At 65.8% G+C, this 24861-nt stretch carries 22 protein-coding genes; 13 read left to right on the forward strand and 9 right to left on the reverse strand.

Annotation, left to right across the window (positions count from 1 at the left end; genetic code table 11):
• Window positions 1–181 precede the first annotated feature (181 nt).
• From K0B96_RS00155 to K0B96_RS00175, 5 genes are all read left to right on the forward strand, one after another.
• Entirely contained in the window at window positions 182–1096 is a 915-nt protein-coding gene (locus tag K0B96_RS00155; RefSeq protein ID WP_220162410.1) for a Gfo/Idh/MocA family protein, read from the forward strand.
• Between the two features lie 34 nt (window positions 1097–1130).
• Window positions 1131–1730 (forward strand): methyltransferase domain-containing protein, encoded by a 600-nt coding sequence (locus K0B96_RS00160; protein WP_220162412.1) that lies wholly within the window; start codon window positions 1131–1133, stop codon window positions 1728–1730.
• Between the two features lie 155 nt (window positions 1731–1885).
• Entirely contained in the window at window positions 1886–2629 is a 744-nt protein-coding gene (locus K0B96_RS00165; protein WP_220162414.1) for a hypothetical protein, read from the forward strand.
• Window positions 2629–4452 carry a tetratricopeptide repeat protein gene (locus K0B96_RS00170; RefSeq protein WP_220162416.1) on the forward strand — a complete coding sequence of 608 codons (1824 nt, stop codon included), beginning with the start codon at window positions 2629–2631 and terminating at the stop codon, window positions 4450–4452. The genes K0B96_RS00165 and K0B96_RS00170 overlap by 1 nt, the downstream gene beginning before the upstream one ends.
• A 61-nt stretch (window positions 4453–4513) precedes the next feature.
• Window positions 4514–6088: an exosortase/archaeosortase family protein gene (locus K0B96_RS00175; protein WP_220162418.1), complete on the forward strand. Its 1575-nt coding sequence runs from the start codon at window positions 4514–4516 to the stop codon at window positions 6086–6088.
• Window positions 6089–6128: 40 nt separating this feature from the next.
• Here K0B96_RS00175 and ade read toward each other — a convergent pair whose 3' ends face one another.
• Entirely contained in the window at window positions 6129–7781 is a 1653-nt protein-coding gene (gene ade, locus K0B96_RS00180; protein ID WP_220162420.1) for an adenine deaminase, read from the reverse strand.
• 357 nt (window positions 7782–8138) lie between these two features.
• On the opposite strand from ade, the gene K0B96_RS00185 reads away from it, so the two are divergent.
• On the forward strand, window positions 8139–9176 hold the full coding sequence (locus K0B96_RS00185) for an N-acetylmuramoyl-L-alanine amidase (RefSeq protein ID WP_220162422.1): 1038 nt from the start codon (window positions 8139–8141) through the stop codon (window positions 9174–9176).
• A gap of 398 nt (window positions 9177–9574) precedes the next feature.
• Entirely contained in the window at window positions 9575–10471 is an 897-nt protein-coding gene (locus tag K0B96_RS00190) for a phytanoyl-CoA dioxygenase family protein (RefSeq protein WP_220162424.1), read from the forward strand.
• A gap of 22 nt (window positions 10472–10493) precedes the next feature.
• On the opposite strand, the gene K0B96_RS00195 is transcribed toward K0B96_RS00190, so the two are convergent.
• From K0B96_RS00195 to K0B96_RS00210, 4 genes are all read right to left on the reverse strand, one after another.
• Window positions 10494–11327, reverse strand: a complete 834-nt coding sequence (locus K0B96_RS00195) for a sterol desaturase family protein (RefSeq protein WP_220162433.1) — start codon at window positions 11325–11327, stop codon at window positions 10494–10496.
• A gap of 106 nt (window positions 11328–11433) precedes the next feature.
• Window positions 11434–11940, reverse strand: a complete 507-nt coding sequence (locus K0B96_RS00200) for a peroxiredoxin family protein (RefSeq protein ID WP_220162435.1) — start codon at window positions 11938–11940, stop codon at window positions 11434–11436.
• Window positions 11941–12017: 77 nt separating this feature from the next.
• Window positions 12018–13460: a hypothetical protein gene (locus tag K0B96_RS00205; protein WP_220162437.1), complete on the reverse strand. Its 1443-nt coding sequence runs from the start codon at window positions 13458–13460 to the stop codon at window positions 12018–12020.
• Window positions 13461–13637: 177 nt separating this feature from the next.
• On the reverse strand, window positions 13638–14723 hold the full coding sequence (locus tag K0B96_RS00210) for a lytic transglycosylase domain-containing protein (RefSeq protein ID WP_220162439.1): 1086 nt from the start codon (window positions 14721–14723) through the stop codon (window positions 13638–13640).
• 155 nt (window positions 14724–14878) lie between these two features.
• Between K0B96_RS00210 and K0B96_RS00215 the strand changes: the two genes are divergently transcribed.
• The 5 genes from K0B96_RS00215 to K0B96_RS00235 all read left to right on the forward strand — a co-directional run bounded on the left by K0B96_RS00215 (window position 14879) and on the right by K0B96_RS00235 (window position 19687).
• On the forward strand, window positions 14879–16429 hold the full coding sequence (locus K0B96_RS00215; protein WP_220162441.1) for a mechanosensitive ion channel family protein: 1551 nt from the start codon (window positions 14879–14881) through the stop codon (window positions 16427–16429).
• Between the two features lie 149 nt (window positions 16430–16578).
• Complete coding sequence (locus K0B96_RS00220) at window positions 16579–18003, forward strand: MiaB/RimO family radical SAM methylthiotransferase (protein ID WP_220162443.1); 1425 nt, start codon at window positions 16579–16581, stop codon at window positions 18001–18003.
• A gap of 48 nt (window positions 18004–18051) precedes the next feature.
• Window positions 18052–18477: a four helix bundle protein gene (locus K0B96_RS00225; RefSeq protein ID WP_220162452.1), complete on the forward strand. Its 426-nt coding sequence runs from the start codon at window positions 18052–18054 to the stop codon at window positions 18475–18477.
• Between the two features lie 25 nt (window positions 18478–18502).
• Window positions 18503–19042 (forward strand): hypothetical protein, encoded by a 540-nt coding sequence (locus K0B96_RS00230; protein ID WP_220162454.1) that lies wholly within the window; start codon window positions 18503–18505, stop codon window positions 19040–19042.
• 18 nt (window positions 19043–19060) lie between these two features.
• The gene (locus K0B96_RS00235) at window positions 19061–19687 is read left to right on the forward strand and encodes a guanylate kinase (RefSeq protein ID WP_220162463.1); all 627 of its coding nucleotides are present in this window, start codon (window positions 19061–19063) and stop codon (window positions 19685–19687) included.
• 298 nt (window positions 19688–19985) lie between these two features.
• On the opposite strand, the gene K0B96_RS00240 is transcribed toward K0B96_RS00235, so the two are convergent.
• From K0B96_RS00240 to nadC, 3 genes are all read right to left on the reverse strand, one after another.
• On the reverse strand, window positions 19986–20138 hold the full coding sequence (locus tag K0B96_RS00240; RefSeq protein WP_220162465.1) for a hypothetical protein: 153 nt from the start codon (window positions 20136–20138) through the stop codon (window positions 19986–19988).
• 165 nt (window positions 20139–20303) lie between these two features.
• Window positions 20304–21863, reverse strand: a complete 1560-nt coding sequence (nadB, locus tag K0B96_RS00245; RefSeq protein ID WP_220162467.1) for an L-aspartate oxidase — start codon at window positions 21861–21863, stop codon at window positions 20304–20306.
• Window positions 21864–21945: 82 nt separating this feature from the next.
• A complete protein-coding gene (gene nadC, locus K0B96_RS00250; RefSeq protein WP_220162468.1) occupies window positions 21946–22785 on the reverse strand; it encodes a carboxylating nicotinate-nucleotide diphosphorylase in 840 nt (279 codons plus the stop codon).
• 114 nt (window positions 22786–22899) lie between these two features.
• Here nadC and K0B96_RS00255 point away from each other — a divergent pair, with 114 nt between their 5' ends.
• Window positions 22900–23622, forward strand: coding sequence for a GDSL-type esterase/lipase family protein (locus K0B96_RS00255; protein ID WP_220162470.1), 723 nt, complete (start codon window positions 22900–22902; stop codon window positions 23620–23622).
• A 168-nt stretch (window positions 23623–23790) separates the two neighbouring features.
• On the opposite strand, the gene nadA is transcribed toward K0B96_RS00255, so the two are convergent.
• Window positions 23791–24852, reverse strand: coding sequence for a quinolinate synthase NadA (gene nadA, locus K0B96_RS00260; protein ID WP_220162472.1), 1062 nt, complete (start codon window positions 24850–24852; stop codon window positions 23791–23793).
• Between the last annotated feature and the right edge of the window lie 9 nt (window positions 24853–24861).

Here is a 24861-nt window from a genome sequence, read left to right on the forward strand (position 1 = left end):
GCCCGGCGTCGAGGCTGGTTCAACTTGATTGTCAGCGCGACGGAGGGCGGGCGTTAACTGGAATGCGAAACGCCCGCTCACTCTGCGCTGGCGCTGGGGCGAGGCGAGGCGTTGAGTGCGGGCGCCGCGTTGCTTTGCGCCGGCGAGTGCGCGCCCCTTCTCAACTTATCCGCCTTTTCGCATGAGTGCTCCCATCAAGTTCGGCCTGATCGGCCTGGATACGTCGCACGTGCTCGTTTTCAGCGACACGTTTAACAACGCGGAGGGAAAGCAGTTTCTTCCTGGCGCGCGCGTGGTGGCGGCGTGGCCGGGAGGTTCACCGGATCTTGAGTCGAGCCGCAGCCGCGTGCCGGGCTACACGGCGGAGGTGCGGGATAAATTTGGCGTGGAGATCGCGGACTCAATTGAGGACGTCGTGGCGGCGAGCGATGCGATTTTGCTGACGTCGCTCGACGGGCGGGTGCATCGCGAGCAGTTCGCGCGCGTGGCGGCGGCGGGGCCGGGCAAGCCGGTGTTTCTCGACAAGCCGTTCGCGCTGACGGAGGCGGACGCGCGGGCGATTTTCGCGACGGCGAAGGCGCATGACGTGCCGTTGTTCTCATCGTCGTCGCTGCGGTTTACGGGTGCGCTGACGCGGGTGGTGACGGCGGAGACCAAGCGCACGGTCAGAGGCGCGGACTTTCATGGGCCGGTGGCGCTTGAACCGACTAATCCGGGTTTCTTTTGGTATGGGATTCACGCAGTCGAGATGCTTTACGCGACGATGGGGCGCGGGTGTGGGAGTGTGCGTTGCGTGACGACGGAGCATTACGATCTCGTCACGGCGACGTGGGCGGACGGGCGGATCGGGACGGTGCGCGGCAATCGCACGGGCAACTACGAATTTCACGGGCTCGTGCATTTCGAGAAACACAGTGCGCACGTGAATGTGCAAACGGAGACGAAAGGCTTTTTCACCTGTCTGGCGGAAGCGGTGCTGGAGTTTGTGCGGACGCGGCAGGCACCGGTCGATCCGGAGGAAACGATCGAATTGGTGCGGTTTATCGTGGCGGCGAACGAGAGTCGGGCGAACGGCGGGCGGGAAGTGACCCTATGAGCACGGCACGACGGAGCGGGAGCGCAATCGGCCGATGAGCAACGACGGGCCATTGCCGGGGGAGCCGGCGTTTTGGGATCAGCGTTACGCGGCGGAGCGGACGCCGTGGGACGCGGGCGGCGCCGCGCCGCGGCTGGTGCGTTTCGCCGCGGAAAACGCGGGGCCGGGGCGCGCGTTGATTCCGGGCTGCGGCCGCGGCTACGAAGTGGCGGTGTTGGCGCGGGCGGGTTGGGACGTGAGCGCGATCGACTTCTCGGCGGTCGCGGTGGAACGCGCGCGGCGTCTGCTCGGGCCGGGGCTCGGGGAGCGCGTGCGCGTGGGAGATTTTTTCCAAGGAGGACTGTCGGCGGGGACCTTCGATCTCGTTTACGAGCGAACGTTTTTCTGCGCGCTTTCGCCCCGGCAACGAGAGGCGTATGTGGCGCGCATGGCGGAATTGCTTCGCGCGGATGGGCGGTTGGTGGGATTTTTCTACACGGGCGACGAACGCGACGGCCCGCCCTATCAACTCAGCGCGGCGGACGAAGAAGCGCTGTTCCGGCCGCGATTCGAACTCGTCCGCGAAGAGGTGGTGCCAGAATCGATGCCGCTTTTCGAAGGGCGCGAGCGGTGGCGGGAATACCGGCGACGGTAGCGTTCGGCCGCTGTCGGCGTGATGAAACGCGAAAACGTGGCGTGCGACGCGCGATGGTTCGTTGCGGCAGGCACAGAGGCTTTGGGTCAGCGACTTGCGGGCAGTGAGGCTTTTTTCTCGATCTCTAGGCAATTCACCCCATGTTTCGCCGTTCCATGTCATCCCCATCCCGCTGCGGAGTTCTGCTTTTTATCGCTTCGCTCGCATTGACGGGCGTCGGCCGCGCTCAGGTGCTGACGGCGGACACGCTGGGAGCGAGTCAGGCCAGCTTTTATCCGGAAAACTTCACGTTTACGCAGACGTTCTCACAAGTCAGCCAGATCGAATCGCTGACGTTCCGCTTACTGGCCGGTTCGAACGACTTCTCGGCTTCGACGTTAAATTACTATTTCAGCGAGTGGAATCCGATCACGGGACTGGCCACGGGGACCGCTCTGGCGCAGGGGACATTGGACATTGATGCTGGCGCGGCCTGGCAGCACGCCGCCATCTACAGCGGTGTGTATAACTATTTCGATGCGACCTTGGATTTGAGCTCCGTGGCGAGCGGCCTCACTCCGTCCGCCACCTATGCCATCAGTTTTTATGGGTCGATGACAGGAGTTCCCGGGGGAGTGTATGCCCCCGGGCTCGCCCTTTCTTCCAGTCTTTATGCAGATGGCGGAACGTTCATCTTGGATCCCAGCGTCACTGACGGAAGCCAACTGACCACCAACGCCAGCGGAAACTACGCAGGGAACTACGACCTGCTCTTTTCCGCCGGGCCTTCGTCGCTATCGCCCGTGCCCGAGGCGGGGACGACGGCGGTGGTTTTGGCCGGTTTGTTCGTGAGCGGTTTGGTAGGTTGGCAGATTCGTCAGCGCCGGCGAGCGGTCGGCGTGTCCGCCGACGTGGTTTGATGCAACTGATGGCGGGCCGCCGGCAATCCCGGCGAGTCAAAGCCCTGCGTATCGCGGGCAGCGCGTTACTCCTTCTGCTCGTGGCCGGCGGTTGGTGGAGCTACCGGCCGGCGGTCACGCGTTACCATCATTGGAAACAGCGGCGCGCGCTTACGCAGGCGCGGGATTTTCTGGCGCAGAAAAATTTCACGAGCGCGAAACTGGCGCTGGATGTCGCGCTGGAGGCGGTGCCGGGCGATCCGGACGCCTTGCGGGTGGCCGCCGATTTGCTGGATTCCGTGGGCCTGCCGCAGGTGATGCCGTTGCGCCGCCGGCTGGTGCAAATGGCGCCCGGTTCGGTCGAGGATCGGGCGGCGTTGGTCGCCAGCGCGTTGCGGTTTCACGATCTGAACGCCGCGCGCGATGCGCTGAGCGAAATGACACCGGAGCAGGCGGAGCAGCCGGCGGCGTTGAAGGCGGCGCTGAGCTTTGCGTTGGCGACGAATAATAAACCCATCGCCGACCTGCTGTATGATCGGTTGCAGAAGGCGGAACCGACAAATGGAAACCTCAAGGTGATGCACGCGTTGCTGCGGCTGCAGAGTCCGCAACCTGCCACCGTGATCGCGGCGCGACAGGAGTTGGAGGTGTTGGCCAAGGACCCGCGCAACAGTCTTTTCATTCACCGCGAAATGACGGTCGAGGCCATGGCCCGCCATGACGCCCAGGAGGCGGCGCAGCAGGCGAAACGGGCGGTTGCAGATCCGCGCTCGACGTTGGAGGACCGTCTGCACCTCGCGAATATCGAACTGAATTTCGAGCGACGCCCGTTCGGCGACGTCTGGGCCGAAGTGGTCCCGCACGCGCAAGGCACGGCCGCGGATGCGGCGGCGGCGGTGCGGTGGTTGATCGTGGTCGGCGAGGCGGCGCGGGTGCCGGCGTGGATCGAGGGTTTGCCGGCGGCGCTGCGGGCTGATCCTGCGGTGGTGGCGGCGCAGGCCAACGCGCTGGCGGCGGCAGAAAATTGGGACGGCCTGCAGCAGATGATCGAGTCCGGGGCGTGGGGCAAAGTGGACCACGACGCGGTCGGCCTGGCATTCACGGCGCGGGTGGCCGGGGCGCGTCAAAATGCGGAGCTGCAACGCAAGGTGTGGGATGAAGCGCTGGCGGCGACGGGCAATTCGCTGACTGAGCTGAACGTGCTTTACCGGCTGGCGACTCTTTGGCGGTGGGATGCGCCGGTCGAGCGCACCTTGTGGGCGATCGTGAAGGGGCATCCGAACGAGGGGTGGGCCTCGCAGGCGCTTTTTAGTCATTACCGGGAGCAAAAGGATACCAGCGGCATGCGCCAGTTGATGGATTCGTTGCGCGGATCCGACCCGACGATGCCGCGCTATAAATACGACTGGGCGTTGTTGTCGCTGCTTTGCTCGCCCAGTGCGAATTGGACGTCGCCGAAGGAAACCATGCGCACGCTCTACGCGGGGGAGCCGAACAACGCCTCGTATGCGACCGGTTATGCCTTCGCGCTGGCGCAATCAGACAAGGCAGACGAGGCGCTCGCGGTGACGGGAAAATTGTCGGCGGACGCCCTCGCGCTGCCCGCGCGGGCACCGTATCTCGCGTATATCTACGGCGTGGGCCGGCAAAAGGAGGCGTTTGGTAAATACGCCAGCCGGCAAGCGGACCTGACGAATTTGTTGCCGGAAGAAACCGCGTTGTTTTCGCAGGGGCGCGCCGCGGTGAATCGGCCGGCGCCGGCGAAGACGTCAGCGAGCGACAAGCCGACCAAAACGGAGAAGACGCCGGTGGCGACTTCACCCGAGCCGTCGGCGAAGCCCTGAGTGCGGCCATGGAGCGGCGGCGGAGAATGCGGCGGAGTCAGGGGCAATCCCGGGCGAGCTCATGAGTGGCGTGCGTCAGGCGGATCCGGCTTTTGCGGGCAGGGTGTTGTGGCTGGTCGCACTCGCAGCGGCCGCGTTGCTGCTGGGGCCGTTGTCGCGCGCATGGGCTTTGGCGCCCGATCTGGGGCACGGGTGGGCGGCGCCGATGTTGATCGCGTATTTGTGGTGGGAGCGCTGGCCGCAGCGGCCGGGCTTGAGGGCGGCGCGGGCGGTGGGTGCGGGGAGCTGGGTGGCGTTGGGAGTGTGCCTGATGGTGGCGTTGGCGCTGCGCTTGCTGCTCACGCCTTATCCGCTCTGGCCGGTGGCGGTGATTGTTTATACGGCGCTGTTGATCGGGCTGGCACTGGTGGCGGCGGCGCAGGTGGCGGGCGCGGCGGGCGTGCGCTGGCTGGGTGGGCCCTTGCTGGTGTTGATCGCGGTGTTGCCGTGGCCGGGGGCCGTGGAACGCGCGCTGATTCTGCCGGTTCGCGAGGCGATCGCATCGCTCGTGGCGGAGATCAGCAACCTCGCGGGCCATCCGGCGTTGGCGGCGGGCACAAGTGTGCGGCTGGCTGGCGGGTGGGTGGGCATCGACGAGGCGTGTGGTGGCATTCGTTCGCTGCAAGCGGCGGTGATGACGGCGTTGTTTTTTGGCGAGTGGCTGCGTCTGCCGTGGCGGCGGCGGGTGGTATTGATCGCGGCGGGGGGGATGGCGGCAGTCGTGGGTAATTTCGGGCGCGTGCTCTTCCTGTCGTGGCGGGCCGAGAGTGGGGATTTGGCGCGCTGGCACGACGGCGCGGGCTGGGTCGCGTTGGGCTTTTCGCTCGTGGTGACGGGGTTGGTGGGCTGGCGGTGTCGCTCGCGTGCCGGGCGCAAGGCGGAGGCTGGGAAGCCGGGTGCGGCGACGATGAAGGCACAGCCTCCGGCGCCGGTCGTGAGCAAGAGTGTGCCGACGGGGATACTCATCTGGATGGTGACGGCGGTGGTGGTGTTGGGCGGGATCGAGGCGGGCACGCGTGCCTGGTATGCGCGGGGCAAGGCGCGGTGGCGCACGACGGTGCCGCAATGGACGGTGCGTTTTCCGGAGGCGAATCCGACGTTGCGGCACGTGCCTTTAGGCGAGAGCGCGCGGGAGATGCTGCGGCCGGACGTGTTTGCATCGGCGTCGTGGCGCGAACGCGATCAAGCGGAGCGCAGCGCAAATTATATCGTGTGGCGCACGGGTCAGGTGGCGCGCTCGGCGCCATTTTTGCATAACCCGACGATTTGCCTGCCTTACTCCGGTTGTGAGTTGGAAGAGGAATTGGGCGTGATCAACGTGTCGTGGGCGCACGGTGAAATCCCGTTTCATACGTATATTTTCCGGCGCATGGACGATACTCTGCTGGTGGCGTTCGCGTTGTGGGATCCGGGGCGGGGCGGGCCGCTGCAAAGCCGCGGCGGGGGCTGGATGGGGTGGTGGCGCGACCAATGGCGCGATGTGCGGGAGGCCCGCCAGGATCAACCGGCGCAGCTTTTTTCCTACGCGATCGCCGGCCGCGGCGGTCGGGACAGGCTGGCCAAGGATTTGAGCGCACTCATTCGGCCGGTGGAGTGATGCGCCGACGGGTGCGGATGGCGCTCCGCGCGAACGCGTTTCAGAGCGGCTCGGTGGGTGGAACGAAATTCCAACGGGTAGCGGAGAAGAGGCCGCGGTCGCTGAGTTTCAGATCGGGGATCACGAGGAGCGCCATGAAGGAGAGCGTCATGAAGGGAGCGTCGAGTTTTGAGCCGAGGCGTTTCGCGAGGTGATCGAGCGCGGTGTAGCGGCGCGCCACGGTGCGGCCGTCGCGGTCGGACATGAGCCCGGCGATCGGCAGCGGCAGCACGGCACGGCGCCCGCGGCCGACGACGCTGAGGCCGCCGCGGTGGGCGATGACGAGGTTGACGGCGGCGGCGAGCGAGGCGTCGTCCGCGCCGACCGCCACGATGTTGTGCGAGTCGTGGGCGACCGAGGAGGCGAGGGCGCCGGCGCGGAGGCCGAAGCCGCGGATGAAGCCGATCGCGAGGGGAGCGCGCGGCGTGTAGCGGTTGACGACGGCGATTTTGAGGAGGTCGCGCGGGAGGTCGGTGACGGCGTGGCCGGCGACGACGCGGGCGGGTTCGCGGAGATGACGGGAGATGAGCTGGCCGTTAATGGCTTCGATGATGTTCAACGTCGTGCCGGCGGCGGCGGGCACGGCGAAATCGGCGGCGGTGCGCGCGCGGGCGCGAAACTGATTCGGCGTCGCAGAGGGTTGGCGCGGGAGGCGCGAGCGGCCGGCGGCGGCGACGAGTTCGCCGCGCAGGTAAGTGCGGCGGACGCGGAACGAGCGCCAGTTGTCCACGACGATGAAGTCGGCGGGATCGCCGGCGCGCAACAGGCCGACGTCGAGGTCGTAGTGCTCGACGGGGTTGACGCTGGCGCAGCGGAGCACGTCGAAACGATCGGCGCCGGTGGCGAGCGCGCGGCGGACGTGTTCGTCGAGGTGGCGGCGGATGAGGAGGTCGGGGTGGAGATCGTCGCAGCAGAACATCACGCGGTCGGGGTGCGTGCGCAGGAGCGGCGCAAGGGCGGCGAAGTTGCGCGCGGCGGAGCCTTCGCGGATGAGGATCTTCATGCCGGCGGCGAGTTTGTCGTGGGCTTCTTCGAGGGTGAAACACTCGTGGTCGGTGGTCGGCCCGGCGGCGGCATAGGCGGCGGCTTGCGCGCCCCGCAGGCCGGGCGCGTGGCCGTCGATTTGTTTCCCGCGGGCGTGAGCGGCGGCGATCATCGCGCGGAGCGAAGGATCGCCGGCGAGGACGCCGGGGAAGTTCATCACCTCGGCGAGGTAGCGGATGTCGCGCCGCGCGAGGAGGCGGGAAACCGCAGCGGCATCGAGCGTGGCGCCGGCGGTTTCGAAGGTGGTGGCGGGCACGCACGAAGGCGCGCCGAAGTTGAACTTGAAGGGCGTGCGTTGCCCATCGCGGATCATGTAAACGACACCGCGCGGGCCGAGGACGTTGGCGATTTCGTGCGGGTCGGAGACGGTGGCGACGGTGCCGTGGACGACGGCGAGGCGCGCGAACTCGGCGGGTGGCAGGAGGGAGCTTTCGATGTGGATGTGCGCATCGACGAAGCCGGGGAGGATGAGGTGGCGTTCGCGAACGGCCGGGTCGGCAACGAGGCGCGTGATGCGGCCGGCGCGCCATTCGACGGTGCCGGGATAAGTGCGACGGGCGTGGACGTCGACGATCTGGCCGGAGAGGCGGCGCAGGGGCGATGCGGGCATGCGCGGGTTATGAGCGAGACGCGGCGGTTGGCAACGCTGGGTGGCGACGAGCGCGACGCGCCAAACGGGATCGAACGTGACGAGCATTTGTCACGGAGGGGACGGAACTCGGACACAGAGGCGGAGGGAGAGCGCGAGGATTTGGGCGGGGTGGACGGCGGATCGATGGGAAAGGACCGAGGTGCGAACGAAGCGAACTTTGTTTGGCTGGCACGGTTGCGAGACGATGATTTTTGCTGGCCGGAGATTCGTTCGCGGAAAGAACGGCGTTGCCGCGCGCCGCGGAGTGACTTCGGGCTGGATGCGGGCGAGAGGCGGGCTAGGTTGCGCGGCATGGTTGCGGTCCGGCTATTTTGCGTGGTGTTGGCCCTCGGCGTGAGCGCTGCGGCGACGACGTGGGCGGGAGAGTCCATCTCGCGGGCGACGCCGCAACGACCGGCGCGGGCGGCGGCCGGCGGGGCGGTGGCGTGGCAAATCGCCGGCAAGACGTTGAATGGAGTCGATTACGTGGACCTGGCGTCGGTGGCGGAAGCGCTGGGGCTCAAGTGGGCGTGGAATGCGGCGGGCTCGCGCGTGGTGCTGTCGGGCGAGGGCGCGGAGGCGGAGCTCGCGCCGAACGCGCGCGAAACCGTGATCAACGGGATGCGCGTTTTTCTGGGGCAACCGGTGTTGAGCGGCCATGGGAAATTATTTGTGAGCCGGACGGACTTCGAAAAAAACCTGGCGCCGTTGCTGCGTCCGGGTGCGGGCGTGGCGCGGCTGGCGCGGCCGCGGGTGATCGTGCTTGATCCGGGGCATGGCGGGCGCGACCACGGCACGAGCACTTATGAGAAAACCTATGCGCTCGACGTGGCGCGGCGGGCGAAACCGTTGCTCGAAGCGGCGGGGTTTCGCGTGGTGCTGACGCGCACGGAGGATGCTTTTGTGAGTCTGCCGGAGCGCGCGGTCATCGCCAACACGAGTCACGCGGATGTGTTTGTAAGCATCCATTTCAACGCGCTGCCGAAGGACACGAAGACATCGGGCTTGGAAATTTTCACGTTTGCACCGGTGGGCCAGCGTTCGACGGATTCGTGGAGTCCGGGCAAGGCGGATGATCGGGAGGATGAGGCCTCGCCGGGCAACCGTTGCGACTACTGGAACAGCGTGCTGGCGCATGCGCTGCAGAACCGGATGAGCAAGGATTTGAAGACCTTCGATCGCGGAAAAAAACAGGCGCACTGGAGTGTCCTGCGGCCGCTGCATTGCCCGGGAGTGCTGGTGGAGTGCGGGTTTCTCACGAGTGCGACCGAGGCGAAAAAGATCGGCACGGAGGCCTATCGGCAACGGCTCGCCGAGACCTTGGTGGCGGGCTTGGTGGATTACGCGGCGACCGTTGCGCCGGCGCGGCGGTGAGAGGGAGGCGGTCGCGGGGCGTTGAGGGATGCGGGCGACGATGGATGGAGCGCAGGGGTGGGCACACGCGGGACGCGCGTTGATGAAGCGCGCAGACGCATTCTGAACTGGATCAGGTGGATCGTGCGCTCCGCGCGCGGTGGCTGGTCGAGCGATGCGGTGCGTGAGCCGCGCGGCGGAGCACACGGCCCACCCACCAGTCAGTCCACCCAGCAGTCTGTCCGCCCGTCAGTCTGTCCACGCACCGCGATCGCGGACGACGCGTACAAGTTTCCCCGGGGCGATGCGTTCGGACTCGCGCGCGGTCAGATTCGCCGGGGCGCCAATGCGATTTCCAATTTGCCGCCGCTCTGCTACGGTGGCGGGCAATGAACCCCCGTGCGCCGAACATTTACCCCGTGTTGCCTGAGCGTCCCGACGCCGCGATGATCGAGCGTTATCGCGAGGACGGTTATCTGGCGTTTGCGTCGGCGCTGACGGCGGAGGAGGTGGCGGAGGCGTCGGACGGCATCAACCAGCTCGTGCGCAAATACGCGTTTAACGATGCATTGACGGAGCACGTGGGCGGCGGCGATCGCGAGGGGAGTTATGGGAAGGCGATCAAGAACGGGCGGGGGATGTTGTTCAAAAGCCGCACGTCGGATTTCCATTTTCAGGTCGAGGGTGGTTACGAGGCGCGGGCGGACCGGTTGGACGAGCTGGCGGATAACATCCGGAAGTTTCAGTCCTACGACATGGAGCTGCCGATCTACGATTATCTGGCGCACCGGCACCCGAAGTTGCGCGCGCTGCTGGGGGCGGTGCTGGGCGAGGACTACGCGGCGTATTCGAGCATGGCGTTGTGCAAGCCGGCGGGCGGCGGGGCGGAAAAGCCGTGGCATCAGGATTTGGCGTATTTTGCGGTGAACCGGTTCGACGGAGTGGCGGGCGTGTGGATCGCGCTCGACCGGGCGATCGTGGCGAACGGTTGCATGCACGTGATCCCGGGCGGACATCGGCGCGGGCCGCGGAAGCACGAGTGGAGTCGCGTGGACTGCGAAATCACGACGGCGGAGATCGATCCGGCCGAGGCGGTCGCGATCGAGCTGCCGCCGGGTGGGGTGCTGCTCTTCGACGGCCTGCTGCCGCACGAGACGCCGGCGAATCAATCGCCGCTCCGCCGCCGCGCGCTGCAATTTCACTACCGGAGTGCGGCGACGCAGGTCGTGCCGCGCGAAGAATACCAAAAGAAGTTCACCGGCCCGGAGGGGATTTTCATCGGCTGCGATTACTCGAAGCTGGCGACGAAGGAGTAAGGCCGCCGGCGGGCGGGAAGGCTCACTCGCGGCGAGAGGCGGCGGCGGTCGCGGACTCGAGGGCGCGTTCGCAGCGGCTGCGTTTGCCGCAGCCGAGGCACCACGGACGAAACTCCAGCGGCTCCGACAGGCGGGCGATATCCACTTCGCGCGCGGCGAGCAAGGGGCGCAGTTGCACTTCGCGTTGGTCGCGGAAGCCGCAGGCGATTTTATCGCCGTTGGTCGGATTGGAAAAAGTGCCCCACAGTTTATCCCACACCGGCAGATCGGAATAGTTTTTGGCGTGGCGATCGCGCTGATGGTGAATGCGGTGCGACTCGGGGCGTTGGAAAAAATGACCGATCCAGCGCGGCGTGTGGATATTCCAATGATAAAACATTTCTCCGACGGCGATGAGCAGCGTGTAGTAAGCGCCTTGGACGGTCGAGCAGCCCATCAACGGGTAAACGATCAACGCGCTGAGGATCGAATTTACGAGAATCTCGAACGGGTGTTTATAGAACGAGGTGAGGATTTCGAGGCGGGCGGCCGAATGGTGGATTTGATGGGCGAACCGCCACCAGAAAGGCGACTCGTGGCGAATACGGTGCCACCAATAGAAAACGAGCGTGGAAAAAAGATATGCACAAAGCGCGGCTATCCAGTCGGGCCAGCGGGTGGCGTGCAGCAGCGAGAAGCCTTGAAGCCAGTGGTTCCATGTGCGTCCGGCGACGATCACGACGGCGATCTGGCCGAGGTTGAGCGCGACAGCCCGCCAGAGCCAGCCTGGCACTTTGGGCAATCGCGTGCCAGGCACCACTCGCTCCACCACCATCATTGCAAGCCCGGCGAGGCAGGAGATTAGCAGGGTATCCATCTCTTTGGAGCGGTGTGAGGAAATGCGTAACGAACGTCAAGTAGACCGCTGTCTTGCTGCTGACGGATTGCCGAAGGGCAGAGGCGAGAGGGGAATGAAACGATTATCAATGGCCGAGTTCGCGGTCGATGGCGGCGATGAGTTGGGCGAACTCGGCGGGTTCGTAGCCGATGGTGGCGAATTTTACCTGGCCGTCGCGGCCGATGAGATAGCAGCGGGGAATATACTCGGTCGCATACTTTGCGTAGATGGAGCGATCGGGGTCCGCGAGGAACTCGAAGGTGAGATGGTTCGCCTTTTTATAGGCGGCGACTTCGGCGACGGAATGCTCGCGGCCAATGGCGAACATCACGAGGCCGCGACTTTGAAAGGGCGCCCAGACTTGCGACTCGAGGGCGGGCATTTCCGTTTTGCAGGGTGGGCACCACGTCGCGAAGAAATTCAGCAACACCACCTGGCCCTTGCTGCCGGCGAGGTCGACGTGGCTGCCTTGCGCGGTGGTGGCGGTGAAGGTCGGCGCGATCTGGCCGAGTTTCACGATGTCGCCTTCGGCGGCGCGGGTGAGAGCGGGCAGCAAGGCAATAAGCAGAGCGACGAATGCAGAGAGGCGCATGGTGGGTGGGGAGTTGAAAGGCGTGGGCGGCGCAGGAGGGTTTTGTTTTTGCGAGAGGCGGACAGGCGGCAGGCGTTTTATAAACCGAGCGCGGCGGCGGCGTCGGTGACGAGTGGATCGGGAGAAAGAGGGACGCGGGGGACCGGGACGCCGAGGCGATTTTCGCGGGCGGTGAGGGTGAGCCAGGCGAGGGACGCGAGGGGTGTCGCGGCGGCGACGAGTGGCGCGCGGTTGGCGGCGGGCGCGTCGGTGGCGGGAATGTTATCGCGGGCGAGCAATCCCTTGTCGGCGAGAAACGCGGCGAGGGAAGCGTCGTGCAGTTCGAGCCAGGGTTGGGCGGCGGGGGGCGGCGTGTAAGCGAGCGCGCGGGTGTCGGCGGACCATTCCATGAAGGCGCGGATGGTTTCGTGGAGTTGGGCGAGTTCGGCGTCGGCGGTGGCGGGCGTCCAGCGGGCGACGAATTGTTTACGTTCGCGGAATTTCTTCACCTCCCACACGCGCAGGCTGAGTTCGTAATCGCCCGCGACGGCGCGCACGGCGCCGGTGACGACGTAGTCGAGGGGTTCGCTGTGCGTGTCGATGAGCTGGCGGAGGTTGTCGGAGCTCCATTCGGCGGGGAATTCGGCGAGGCGGCGGCCGCGCGAGGGGTCGTTGAGCGTGCCGACGATGGCGATGGGCGCGTAGTGGGGCGAAAAATAAAATGTTTCGGCGAGCCACGTGGGCACGGCGCGGGCGAGGCGGGCGACGTCGGCGGGGGCGTCGTTTTCGCCGGCGGCAGGCAGCGCGGCGAGTTGGGCGAAGGCGATGCGGCGAAGGCGGCCTTCCTTGGGCGGGAGGATGCGCGGCGCGAGGGCTTCGAGGCCGTAGAACCAGATGGGTTTGCTGAGCGTGACGAGGTCGATTTTGGCCGGTTCGGCGGGTGAGGGAGTTTCGGTTTCGTCGGCGGTCTCGGCTGCGGATGCATCGTCAGCGGGCGAGGAGGGCGGCGCGGGTGGTGCGCCGGCGAGGGGCGATTGGCGGGAGAGGAGCAGCTCCGCGATGGCGTTGGAAAAACCGTGGAGGCGATCCTCGAGTTCAGGACGGTTGAGCGCGAAAAGGAGATCGAGGACGTGCTGGGCGGCGTCGGGTTCGCGGAGGGCGAGATAGGCTTGCACGAGATTGACGCCCGTGGCGGGCCCGTGACGGTGCGCATCGTAACGCGGCGCCACGAGGTCGATGATTTCACGGAGGTAGCCGTTGACGCCGAGGTCGCCGGAAATCGTGACGAGAACGTCGGCGCGATCGCCCGCTTCGGCGAGCACCTGTTCGTAAAGCGCGAGGGCGGCGGGAAGATCGCGGGCTTCGAGTTTTTCGCGCGCGGCGAGGAGCAGGGGCTTGACGCCACCGGATGTGGCGGGCGACGCGGGGGCGGCGGGTTGAGCGGATGGCGCAGTGTCCGGGGCGAGGGGCGAGGGCGGCGACGGAGGCAGAGTGGCGTCGGTGCGAGCGGGTTGGGCGCGAAAGCGGTCGAAAAATCCCATGGCGTTACGACAAGGGAGCGCGCGGCGGCTGGCGAATCGAAATCCGCGGGGGTGGCGCGGGCGGTCGGCGGTGCGGAGGAGCCGCGCGCGGAGCGCACGGCGCACCGTTGAGGTGGCGGCGGATAAGGTTTGTCGCGAAGAGCGGGCGCGGCGCGGATCGCGGGCGCGAGGAAATGCTCAGGCGCGAGGAGGCGGGAGCTCGTTGGCGGGCGTGCCGGTGCGGATGGCGACGAGCGCGCAAACTTTGGGCACATACATGCGCGTTTCGGCGGGAAGCTGGGCGGCGATTTGCGCGAAGGTGTCGCCGTGTTGCGCGGCGAGGGCGCGGGCGACGCGGCCTTCGCCGGCGTTGTAGGCGGCGAGGGCGAGGGGCCAGGTGCCGAAGCGGGCGTGCAGCGTTTTGAGATAACGCGCGGCGGCGTGGGCGGATTTTTCGGGGTCGGTGCGTTCGTCGGGGAGAAAGGTGCTGAGGCCGAGGTGCTTCGCGGTGGCGGGCATCATTTGAAACAACCCGCGGGCGCCGGCGGGACTGCAGGCGGCGGGGTTGAGCGTGGACTCGACTTCGGCGAGCCAGGCGAGCTCGGGCGGCACACCTTCAGCGAGAAACGCAGCGCGCAGGCGCGGCATGAGTTCCTCGGCGTCGGCGGGCGCGGGACGGTTTTGCACGCGTTTCAACCACAGGTCGTAGTGCGGCACGGCTGGTTGAGTGGCGGCGGTGGAAGACGGCGCGGGCGGAGTTGTCGGGGAGGCGGGCGCTGTGGCGGTGGGCGGGGTGGGTGCTGGCTCGGCGGAGGGCGAGGGGGCGGCGGGAGTGGTGGCGGTATCGCTGAGTTCCTTCGCGGCCTGGATGTAATCGAGGCGTTCCTTGAGCCAGTCGGTGTATTCCGGGCCGTCGGGTGAGGTGCGGAGGGCGGCGAGGGCGTGCAGCGTTTGGGGCTCGTAGCGCGCGAGATCGGCGAGGCTGTCGGACTCGAGGGCGTGTTCGAGATTGCCGACAAAGCCGTCCCACTGCGCCTTCGAGGGAAACGCGTATTGTTCCTTGATGTCGGCCGGAGCGAATTGTTCGAAGAGGGACTGGCCGATGTCGTAGAGATCGTCGGGGGTCACGGGGTTCTGGGCGGACGTTTCCGCGGGCGGGGCGGCGGGGGTGGACGACGAGGATGCCGGGGCGGTGGACGCGGGCGCGGGCTCCGGCTGCGGCTCGGCGAAGGCGAGCGGCACGACAAGAAGCACGAGTGGGAAAAGTGAAGGGGCGAGACGCATCACGGATGTTGCGACCGGCGCGACGGGCGTTGGTCACGGAATTTCCGGGCGCAGGGCGGGACGAACCCGGGCGAGCGGGTTGAACGAATGCCCGGCCGGGGATACCATGGCGAGGACCGCTGACCGGTCGAAATCACGAACTCAACGATAACGCGATGAATACCAGCCTGACAGGGAAAAACTTTCTGGACCGATTTTCCACTTCGGTGACGGAGCACATGAGCGGGTGGCTGAAGCATTGGTTCGGCCCCGGCGCGGACCAGCGGATTTTCGGTGCGGTGACGTGGGCCGACGTGGGCGTCGCGTTGTGTTTTGTGGTGTTGGTATTGTTCGTGAACCTGGTCGCGCTGGGCTATGTGCGAGGCAAGTTGCACAAGACGGCGCAGGCGCCGGAGGGAGAGAAGATTTCCCATCACGTTTTTCACGCGCTGGGGAAGCCGTTGTATGCGTTGATCTGGATTTACGGGATCTATTTCGCGGCCACCCCGCTGTTGGTGAAAGGAAAGCCGGATGAGAACACATCGGTGCTGCGGGAGGGCTTCGACAAGGCGTTTAACCTCGCGGTGTTCGCCGTGTTGTTTTGGGCGTTCTTCCGGTTCACGCGGGTGCTGGAGGCGCGGTTGATGGTGTGGGCGGCGCGCTCGGACAGCCGGTTCGATGATTTGTTTGTGCCGTTGCTCGGCAAGTGTCTGCGCGTGTTGCTGCCGGTGCTCGGGATCATCTTTGCGCTGCCGCTGCTCAACCTGCCGCCGGATTACGCGGGCATCCTCGGGAAGGGGACGAGCATTCTGCTGATCGTGGCAGTGGCGGTGATTCTTTTTCAGTCGGTCAACCTGGGCGAAAAGGCGGTGTTGACGAAGTTCGACGTGAAGGTCTCCGACAATTTGCGCGCGCGGAAAATTTACACGCAGGTCCACGTGATCAGCAAAGTGGCCTACGCCATCATCGCGTTGTTCACGATCGCCTCGGTGCTGATGTTGTTTGCGGAAGTGCGGCAGTTCGGGGCGAGCATCCTGGCGTCGGCCGGCGTGATCGGCATCGTGATCGGTTTCGCGGCGCAGAAGACGATTTCCAATTTGTTCGCGGGCTTCCAGATCGCGATGACGCAGCCGATCCGGTTGGACGACGTCGTCATTGTAGAGAACGAGTGGGGACGGGTGGAGGAGATCACGTTGACCTACGTGATTGTGCACATCTGGGACGATCGGCGGCTGGTGGTGCCGTTAAGTTATTTCATTGAGAAGCCGTTTCAAAACTGGACGCGCGCCTCGGCGCAATTGCTGGGGTCGGTGTATCTGTGGGTGGATTTCACCCTGCCGCTGGATGAGGTGCGTGCGGCGCTCAAAAAGATCATCGAACCGCATCCGCTGTGGGATAAACGTTTTTGGAATCTGCAGGTGTCGGACGCGACGGAGAAGACGATGCAGCTCCGCGTGCTGGCGACGACGGCGGATTCGTCGAAGGGCTGGGATTTGCGGTGCGCGATCCGCGAACAGCTCATCGCCTATGTGCAGAAAAACCATCCGAACAGCCTGCCGCGGTTTCGCACGGAGATCGGCGGCCCGCCGGGAGGCTTGTTGCTGGCGCAGCCGGAGGCAGGCGTGGGGCAGGCCACGGTGCCGGGCGGACGTTCCTCGGTTGCTGGAAGAGAGGCCGCGGACGATGCGAATCACGCGCCAGATAGTCAGGCGCAAGGTGCGGGTTGACCGGCAGAGCACGCACGGCGCGGCGGAGGCGTACCCCGTAAGGAACTGACGGCGTTGCGCTTCGCGGGGAACGGTGCGCGCGGGGAGCGCGGTGATGGGTTTCCCGTTTGACCCCCGGGCGGGGGCGGGTAGGTAAAACCTTTCCGATTTTGAACCGCGTCCATATCAAGACCTATGGTTGCCAGATGAACGAGCGCGACAGCGACGCGGTCGCGGCGATGCTGCGTGCGCGTGGCTATCGGATCGTGGCGGACGAGAACGAGTGCGACATCCTGCTGCTCAACACATGCAGCGTGCGCGATGCCGCGGAGCAAAAGGCGATCGGCAAGGCCGGCTACCTCCAGCGGCGCAAGAAGAAGCAGCCGGACTTCGTCTTGGGGATTCTCGGGTGCATGGCACAGAACCGTGGGGCGTCGCTCCTCGATCAGTTGCCCGACGTGGACCTGATCATCGGGACGCAGAAGTTTCACCAAGTGCCGGGGTATCTCGACAACCTGCGGGCGGCGCGGGAGGCGGGCCTGCCGGTGGGCGCGAGCATCGTCGATATCGGCGAGGAGGCAGGGTCACAAAACACGATCAAAGATCACCTGCTGCCGGAAGCGAACACGAGCGGCGGCGCGGCGAATGGCGAAGGAGGAGGCGGCGAGGGTGACGTTGAGAGTGAGCGACAGGTGAGTGCGTTCGTGTCGATTCAGCAGGGCTGCAACATGGATTGCGCGTTTTGCATCGTGCCGAAGACGCGCGGCGACGAACGTTCGCGGCCGATGGACGACATCGTGGCGGAGTGCCGGATGCTCGCGGCGCGGGGCGTGCGGGAGATCACGTTGCTCGGCCAGATCGTGACGAGTTACGGGCGGCGCGACTACGTGCACACGGGCGGGGTGACGCCGTTTGTGCAACTGCTGGAGCGCGTGCACGCGATCGATGGCATTGAGCGCATCCGGTTTACGTCGCCCCATCCGCGCGGGTTCAAGGACGACTTGGTGGCGGCGTATGGGCGGCTGCCGAAATTGTGCGGCTACGTGCATCTGCCGATGCAGAGCGGCAGCAATCGCATCCTGCGCGCGATGAACCGGCCTTACACGCGGGAGCGTTACCGGGAGATCGTGGAGGCGTTGCGCGCGGTGGAGCCCGGGATGTATTTTTCGACGGATGTGATTGTGGGTTTTCCGGGCGAAACGGAGGAGGATTTCGAGCAGACGCGGGAGCTGTTCGAGGCGTGCGACTTCGACATGGCGTATGTGTTTAAATACTCGATCCGCACCGGCACGCCCGCCGCAGACATGGGCGACCAGGTGGCGGATGAAGTGAAGGAACGCCGCAACCAAGTGCTGCTCGACGTGCTGGAAAGAAATTCCCTGCGGCGCACGCAGCGGCTCATCGGCGCGGTGGAGGAGGTGCTGGTGGAAGGGCGGGACAAAAGTGGCGCGCGCTTCACGGGGCGCACGCGGGGGAATCGCGTGTGTGTGTTCGACGCCGATCCGCGGCTGGTGGGCGAACTCGTGCCGCTGCGGATTGAACGCGCGAGCGTGAGCACGTTGTATGGGGAGCTCGTGCTGGCGGGGGTGGGGTGAGCGCGTGCTCTTGCTCGTAATCGTGCTCGTAATCTCCTAACTCGTCGCATGTCCAAAATCTATTTCGATCACGAAAAACTCCGCGTCTATCAGGAGGCCCTGCGGTTTGTCGCGTTCGCCGACACAATTCTCGGAGCCCTCCCAGGCAAGATCGCCGCACGCGATCAATTGGATCGCGCTTCCACGAGTATCGTTTTGAACATCGCCGAAGGAAACGGCAAACGCTCACGGCCTGATCGCTGTCGCTATCTCGATATTGCACGCGGTTCGGCGCTCGAATGTGCAGCGGGCTTGGACGTGCTGGTCGTGAGAAATCAGCTCGACGCAACCAGAGCGGCGGAGGGCAAGGAAGTCTTGGTGGGCGTGGTCTCGATGCTGATGGGACTATTGGAGACGTTTGGCGGGCAGGTGCGCGAGGAACAGGCCGATTATGAGGAGTTGGCGGAGTCCGGACCAGAGATTGAGCACGAGTAAGATTACGATTAAGAGCACGAATACCATGTCCCTCACCCTTGCCACCCTTTTGCCCGGTCTGGTCCTCTGCGTTTTCGGCGCGGCGCTGCTGTTCGGCGGCAAGGCCTTCGCGGCGCTCTGCAAAGCGTTTCCCCGTTCGCCGGCGGCGGCGGTGATTTGCTTCGGCGGGGGCGCATTGTGGTTTCTCTACGAAGTCTGGCACCTGCCGCAGGCGGACTTCGGCGAATACCACGTGATTCTCACCATCGGTTTCGCGTTGCTCGCGGTGCTGGCGTTCTCGGCCATCCCGGATTTTCTCGCCGTGCGCGGGCTCGCCGTGCTGGTGCTGTTAAGCGCGTCGCCATTACTGATGGCGGCTTACATGGAATACGATCATCCGCAGCGACTGTGCATGGTGACGCTGGTCTTCGTGGCGATCGCGGCGGCGCTTTATCTGGGCGCGTCGCCTTTCCGGTTGCGCGATGCGTTTGAGTGGCTGTTCGCGCGAACCGCGCGCGTGAAGACGGCCGGCGCGGTGCTGCTAGGTTACGGGGCGCTCCTCGCGGTGGTGGCGTTTACGTATTGAGGCGCGGAGGGCGAACGCATGACGAATTCGCGCGCCGTTGACTCTCCGCCTGTGCTGCTGGTGCTGGCCGGTCCGGCGGGGTCGGGCAAGAGCACGTTGTGCGACCGGCTGGTCGCGGAACACGCGGGGTTCTCACGGGTGATCACCACGACTACGCGCGCGCCACGGAAGGGTGAAGTGAATGGCGTGCATTATCATTTTTTCACGCCAGCGGAATTCGACGCAAAAGTGGCGGCGGGAGAATTTCTCGAATGGGCCTGGGTGCACGGCGAGCGACGCTACGGCACGCTCGCGTCATCGGTCGTGGAACCGCTGACCCAGGGGCGCGATCTCGTGATGAGCGTCGATGTGCAGGGGGTGGAGAGCTTTCGCCGGGTCGCGGAGCGGACGCCGTTGCTGAAGCGCAGCCTGACGACGGTGTTCATCGTGGTGGATCACGACCGGCTTCTCGGGCGGATGCGATCGCGCGGGCAGGACGACGAAGCGGAGATCGCGCGGCGGATGGCGACGGCGGAAGCGGAACTGCGCGAAGCGCGGAAATTCGATTTCGTGATCGAGAGCCGCACGCGCGAGGAAGACTTTGCGGCGTTGCTGGCGATCTTGGAAAAAGCGCGGGCCCGCAGCGCGGCGGGCGTTGGCCTATAAACGCCCGTGCTCATCGGCGAGCGCAGCAGGGAGTGGCAGTGCCGCTGGCAGAATTCCATCGAGACCAACATTCGCGATGGTGGCGGGGCTGCTCGTGGCGGGCTCAGAGCCGGTTTTTTCCGCCTTCTTGCAATCCGTCGTCCATCGGGTCGGCGCCCGGCGAATAACGCAGAAGCAAACATGGATTTAAAACTGGCAAGCCGCCTTGTTCGCGGCCACCGCCGGCGAATTTGTCACGAGTCAAGATATGAGGTTTTTAATTGAGGGGAGGTTTTGAATTGAGGGCTGCGGGCGCAAGCTACTCTTGCATGTGCCGGATGTCGGGTCCGTGCTCCAGCATGAGCATCGCCGGTGTGGGGAAACAGGCGGCGAAGCACGCCGTTGCCCACCGGGCGACGTAACCGGGGAGGAGCGCCGCCGGAGATTTCACCAGCTTAAATCGCTCGCGCATACGCACGTCCATTGCCCGCAGGCACCGCAGTGGCTCGTGCAGGTCACGTTGTTCGCGGCCAGCGGTCCGGCCGGTAGATCGCGAGAGATCCTCCGCGCGCGGAATTAAACGATCCTGTCTCGCAGAGACGTTTTGATCCCGCGGCGGCAAGTGAAGCCGTAGCGGCTATGCGGATTCTTCGCTGACGTAGTGGGCGCCGCGGCTTTCGGGGTTGAGGGCGGCGGCGTGGACGACGAGGAGGGCGGTCTGCACGGCGTTGCGCAGTTCAATGAGTTCACGCGTCACCTGCCGGTCGCGATAAAAACTCTGAATCTCCTCGCGCAACTCGAGGAGGATGCGGCGGGCGCGCGTCAGGCGGCGATAGGAGCGGATGATGCCGGCGTAGTTCCACATCGTGTGCTGGATTTGCAGCATGTCCTGGCGCAGAAGCAGCGGATCGGCGATGCGCGCGGCACTCTTCCATGGGCGGGGTTGCGCGAGGCGGAAATCGCCGCGCGCGAGGTCGGCGGCGTCGGCCTGAGCAGTGATTTTCGCACTGGTGAGGCATTCCAAGAGGGACGTGCTGGCGAGGCGGTTGGCGCCGTGGAGACCGGTGCAGGCGGTTTCGCCGATGGCGTTGAGGCCGCGGATGTTCGTGCGACCGGCGAGGTCGGTGTGCACGCCGCCGCAGGCGAAGTGCGCGGCGGGAACGACGGGGATGCGTTCGCGCGTGATATCCACGCCGGCGGCGAGGCAGCGGTCATAGATGCTCGGGAAACGTTCGCGCACGAACTCGGGTTTCAGCGCAGAGAGATCGAGGTAGACGCAGGGTTCGCCGGAGGCGGCGAGTTCCTCGCGGATGGCGCGGGCGACGATGTCGCGCGGGGCGAGCGAACCGAGCGGATGTTTGTCATCCATGAAGCGTTGGCCGCGGCCGTTGACGAGCACGGCGCCTTCGCCGCGCAACGCTTCGGTGATGAGGAAACGCTGACCGCCGGCGCCGGCGAAAACGGTCGGGTGGAACTGCACGTATTCGAGGTCGATGAGGCGCGCGCCGACGCGATACGCCATCGCCACGCCGTGGCCGACGCTGCCGGGCTGGTTGGTCGTGTGCAGATAGATTTGGCCGAGGCCGCCGGTCGCGAGAATGGTTTTCTTTGCCACGATCGCGGCGACTTCGCCGGAGTGGGTGTCGAGGACGTAGGCGCCGAAGCAGGTCAGCGGTTCGTATTTGTCGGCGGGGCTGGCGGCGTTGTGCGAGAGGGTGAGCAGGTCGACGGCGACCCAGCCGAGGCGGCGGGTGATGCGAGGTGTGGCATCGACGCGCGCGGCGACGGCGGTGAGGATGGCGTGGCCGGTGGTGTCCTTCGCGTGGATGATGCGGCGGCCGTGGTGGCCGCCTTCGCGGCCGAGATCGAGGTGGCCGGCGGCGTCGCGATCGAAGGGCACGGCGAGTTCATCGAGGAGCAACTCTTTGACGGCGAGCGGGCCCTCGCGGACGAGTTGCTCCACGGCGGCGGGATTCGAGGTGCCGTCGCTGGCGTCGATGATGTCGCGCGAGAGCTGGGCGGGATCGTGCGCGGTTTCGTAGATGATGCCGCCTTGGGCCCAATCGCTGTTGGCGACGAGCGGGCCGGAGAGCGAGAGGAGTTCGACGGCGTGGCCGGCGCGCGCGGCGTGCAACGCGTAGGCCGAACCGGCGAGGCCGGCGCCGATGACGAGGCAGTCGGTGGAAAAGGTGCGCATGGGATTCAGGCGGAAATTGGCGGTGAGGGCGCGTCGCTAAAGTTGCGGGGTGAGGGCACCCCGCCTACAGAGGAAGAAGCGATCAGCGGCCGGAGGTGAGCGTCAGGCTGAGGTCGGCGGCGGGTGCGGAATGCGTCAGTGCGCCGATGCTGATGACGTCGACGCCGGGGAGCGCGTAGTCGCGCAGCGTGGCGAATTTCACGCCGCCGGAAACTTCCACGCGCGCCGCGCCGGCGATGAGGGCGACGGCGTTGCGCACGAGCGCGGGAGTCATGTTATCGAGCAGGATGACGTCGGCTTTCGCACGCAGCGCCTCGCGCACTTCGCCGAGGGATTTGGCTTCGACCTCGATTCGGGCCGTGTGCGGCGCGGCGGCGCGGCAGAGGGCGACGGCTTTCGCGAGCGAGCCGGCGGCGGCGATGTGGTTGTCTTTGATCAAGACGTGTTCGCCGAGCGAGGAGCGGTGATTGAAGCAGCCGCCGCACCGCACGGCGTATTTTTCGAGGGCACGCCAGCCGGGGGTGGTTTTACGCGTGTCGACGATGCGGACGCCCGTGCCGTCGACGGCGTCGGCAAACGCGCGCGCCTGCGTGGCGATGCCGGAGAGACGTTGGAGGAAATTGAGGGCGGTGCGTTCGGCGGTGAGCAGCGCGGCGGTGGGGCCGGCGGTGCGCAGGACGACCGCGCCGGGTTTCAGGCGCTGGCCGTCGGCGGCGGTGAGTTTGACCTTCAGCGCGGGATCGACGCGGGTGAAGACGGCGGCGGCGACGTCGAGGCCGCAGGCGACGAGCGGTTGCTCGGCGGAAATGAAGGCGCGTGATTGGTGGCGGCCGGGAAAAATCGCGCGGCTCGTGAGGTCGCCGAGTCCGGCGTCTTCTTCCAAGGCGAGGTCGATGAGGTGCGAAGTGCGCGGAGTCAGCATGGCGAAAGGGAGAACGTGAGCGCATCCGCGCGGCGCGTCAAAGCGCATGACGGGCCGGCGGTCGGGGCGAAACAGATTCTTGCCGCGAGGTGGCGCGAGGCGTGAGATGGCATCATGACACGTGCCTGCCTGACCTTCGCGTTGAGTGGACTGTTGCTGTTATCCGCGCCTCTCGCCCTCGCGGGATCGCCGGCGGATGTGGGACTCGCCCGCGAAGATCATCAGCAGGAGCACGAGGCGTTTCTGCAACGCGGGCGCAGCGGGCCGATCGGGGTGTTGTTCCTCGGCGACTCGATCACGGCGGGTTGGAAAAAGGTGCCGGACATTTGGGAGAAAAACTTCGGGGCGTGGGCCCCGGCGAATTTCGGGATTGGCGGCGACAAGACGGAAAACGTCATCTGGCGCATCGAGCACGGCGAACTCGACGGCCTCCATCCGCGCGTCGTCGTGCTGCTGATTGGCACGAACAATTCCGCGAAGAACACGGCGCCGGAAATTGTGGGAGGGATTCGCAAGATTGTGGACGAGATCAAGGCGCGTCTGCCGGAGACGAAAGTGCTGTTGCTGGCGATTTTCCCGCGCGGGCCGCGCACGACCAAGACCGGCCAGGCGGAGGATTGGGAGAGCCGCATGGCGGTGATCAAGGCGGTGAACCGCGAGCTGCCGAAGCTCGCCGATGGGAAACGCGTGCGGTTTCTCGATGTGAATCACGTTTTCCTCGCGCCGGACGGCACGATTCCGAAGGAGCTTATGCCAGAGCAACTGCATCCGGTGCGCGCAGGTTACGAGCGCTGGACGGCGGCGATGATGCCGACGCTGCGCGAGATGATGCGGTAGAGTTTGCCGCGAATGGCGCGAAGGACGAGAAGGGCGGAGTGAGGGCGGGGCTAGGGGCGCGTGCGGGCGCGGCGAGATTGCGGGGTGAGGGCACCCGGCCTGCATTTCCTGCATGGCGGTGGTTGACGCGAACGAGCGCGGACTACGGCGGGCGTTCGACCGGGCGGGCTACTTCGCGGGAGTGAGTTCGAACATGCGCTCGATACAGCGGGAGGCGCGGAGGCGGATGTCTTCGTCGAGCGTCACGATCTGATCGGGCCGCGGGGCGAGGAGGGCGTCGCGGATTTTTTCCAGCGAGTTGAGCTTCATGTAGGGGCACAGGCGGCAGCCGCCGATGAAGTTTTTCTCCGGCGACTCGACTTCGAGGCGGCCGACGAGGCCGCACTCGGTGAGCATCAGGAAGTAGGGCGCGGCCGTGGTTTTCACGTAGGCCATCATGGCGCCGGTGCTGCCTACGAAATCAGCCGCGGCGGCGACTTCGCGCGTGCACTCGGGATGGGCGACGACTTTGAGGCCGGGAAATTGCGCGCGGGCCTCGGCGATTTGCGCCACGGTAAACTCGTCGTGGACCATGCACGTGCCGTCGGAGGAGATGACGTCCTTGTCGACGCCGCGCGCCTTCAATTCGGCGCGGAGGTTTTGCGCCATCAGGCGGTCAGGCACGAAGAGGATGCGGCGCGCGGGGAGGTTTGCGACGATGTCGTAAACGTTGCCCGAGGTGACGCAGACGTCGGACTCGGCCTTCACCTCCGCGGTGCTGTTGATGTAGCAGACGACGGTGGCGTCGGGATAAACCGATTTCAGGCGGCGAAGTTCGTCGCCCGTGATCGAATCGGCGAGGGAGCAGCCGGAGCCGCGATCGGGAACGATGACGGTGGCTTGGGGCGAGAGAATCTTCGCGGTCTCCGCCATGAAGACGACGCCGGCGAAGAGGATGATGTCGGCGTGGGCGTTTTTCGCCTGCTGGGCGAGGTAGTAGGAATCGCCTTTGAAATCGCCGACGCCGTAAACGATCTCGGGCTCGACGTAGGAGTGCGTGAGGATGACGGCGTTTTTCTCGCGTTTGAGGCGGTTGATTTCGAGCGTGAGGGGCGCGATCTCGCGGCAGGTGTCGAGGTTCCACGTGCGGCCGCGCGGGTCGCATTCGACGTGCAGGAGGGCGCGCAAGAGCCGGTCGGTCTCGGCTTCGAGTTCGGCGGGAGTGAAAGGAGAGTCAACGCGTGCAACCATGAGGAGGGT

The sequence above is a fragment of the Horticoccus luteus genome, from assembly GCF_019464535.1.
In the GTDB taxonomy this organism is placed as follows: domain Bacteria; phylum Verrucomicrobiota; class Verrucomicrobiia; order Opitutales; family Opitutaceae; genus Horticoccus; species Horticoccus luteus.

Excerpts from the sequence above, each read along its gene's own strand:
- K0B96_RS00155 (WP_220162410.1), top strand. The coding sequence starts at position 182 with ATGAGTGCTCCCATCAAGTTCGGCCTGATCGGCCTGGATACGTCGCAC.
- K0B96_RS00160 (WP_220162412.1), top strand. The coding sequence starts at position 1,131 with ATGAGCAACGACGGGCCATTGCCGGGGGAGCCGGCGTTTTGGGATCAG.
- K0B96_RS00165 (WP_220162414.1), top strand. The coding sequence starts at position 1,886 with ATGTCATCCCCATCCCGCTGCGGAGTTCTGCTTTTTATCGCTTCGCTC.
- K0B96_RS00170 (WP_220162416.1), top strand. The coding sequence starts at position 2,629 with ATGCAACTGATGGCGGGCCGCCGGCAATCCCGGCGAGTCAAAGCCCTG.
- K0B96_RS00175 (WP_220162418.1), top strand. The coding sequence starts at position 4,514 with ATGAGTGGCGTGCGTCAGGCGGATCCGGCTTTTGCGGGCAGGGTGTTG.
- ade (WP_220162420.1), bottom strand. The coding sequence starts at position 7,781 with ATGCCCGCATCGCCCCTGCGCCGCCTCTCCGGCCAGATCGTCGACGTC.
- K0B96_RS00195 (WP_220162433.1), bottom strand. The coding sequence starts at position 11,327 with ATGGATACCCTGCTAATCTCCTGCCTCGCCGGGCTTGCAATGATGGTG.
- K0B96_RS00200 (WP_220162435.1), bottom strand. The coding sequence starts at position 11,940 with ATGCGCCTCTCTGCATTCGTCGCTCTGCTTATTGCCTTGCTGCCCGCT.
- K0B96_RS00205 (WP_220162437.1), bottom strand. The coding sequence starts at position 13,460 with ATGGGATTTTTCGACCGCTTTCGCGCCCAACCCGCTCGCACCGACGCC.
- K0B96_RS00210 (WP_220162439.1), bottom strand. The coding sequence starts at position 14,723 with ATGCGTCTCGCCCCTTCACTTTTCCCACTCGTGCTTCTTGTCGTGCCG.
- K0B96_RS00215 (WP_220162441.1), top strand. The coding sequence starts at position 14,879 with ATGAATACCAGCCTGACAGGGAAAAACTTTCTGGACCGATTTTCCACT.
- K0B96_RS00225 (WP_220162452.1), top strand. The coding sequence starts at position 18,052 with ATGTCCAAAATCTATTTCGATCACGAAAAACTCCGCGTCTATCAGGAG.
- K0B96_RS00230 (WP_220162454.1), top strand. The coding sequence starts at position 18,503 with ATGTCCCTCACCCTTGCCACCCTTTTGCCCGGTCTGGTCCTCTGCGTT.
- K0B96_RS00235 (WP_220162463.1), top strand. The coding sequence starts at position 19,061 with ATGACGAATTCGCGCGCCGTTGACTCTCCGCCTGTGCTGCTGGTGCTG.
- K0B96_RS00240 (WP_220162465.1), bottom strand. The coding sequence starts at position 20,138 with ATGCGCGAGCGATTTAAGCTGGTGAAATCTCCGGCGGCGCTCCTCCCC.
- nadB (WP_220162467.1), bottom strand. The coding sequence starts at position 21,863 with ATGCGCACCTTTTCCACCGACTGCCTCGTCATCGGCGCCGGCCTCGCC.
- nadC (WP_220162468.1), bottom strand. The coding sequence starts at position 22,785 with ATGCTGACTCCGCGCACTTCGCACCTCATCGACCTCGCCTTGGAAGAA.
- K0B96_RS00255 (WP_220162470.1), top strand. The coding sequence starts at position 22,900 with ATGACACGTGCCTGCCTGACCTTCGCGTTGAGTGGACTGTTGCTGTTA.
- nadA (WP_220162472.1), bottom strand. The coding sequence starts at position 24,852 with ATGGTTGCACGCGTTGACTCTCCTTTCACTCCCGCCGAACTCGAAGCC.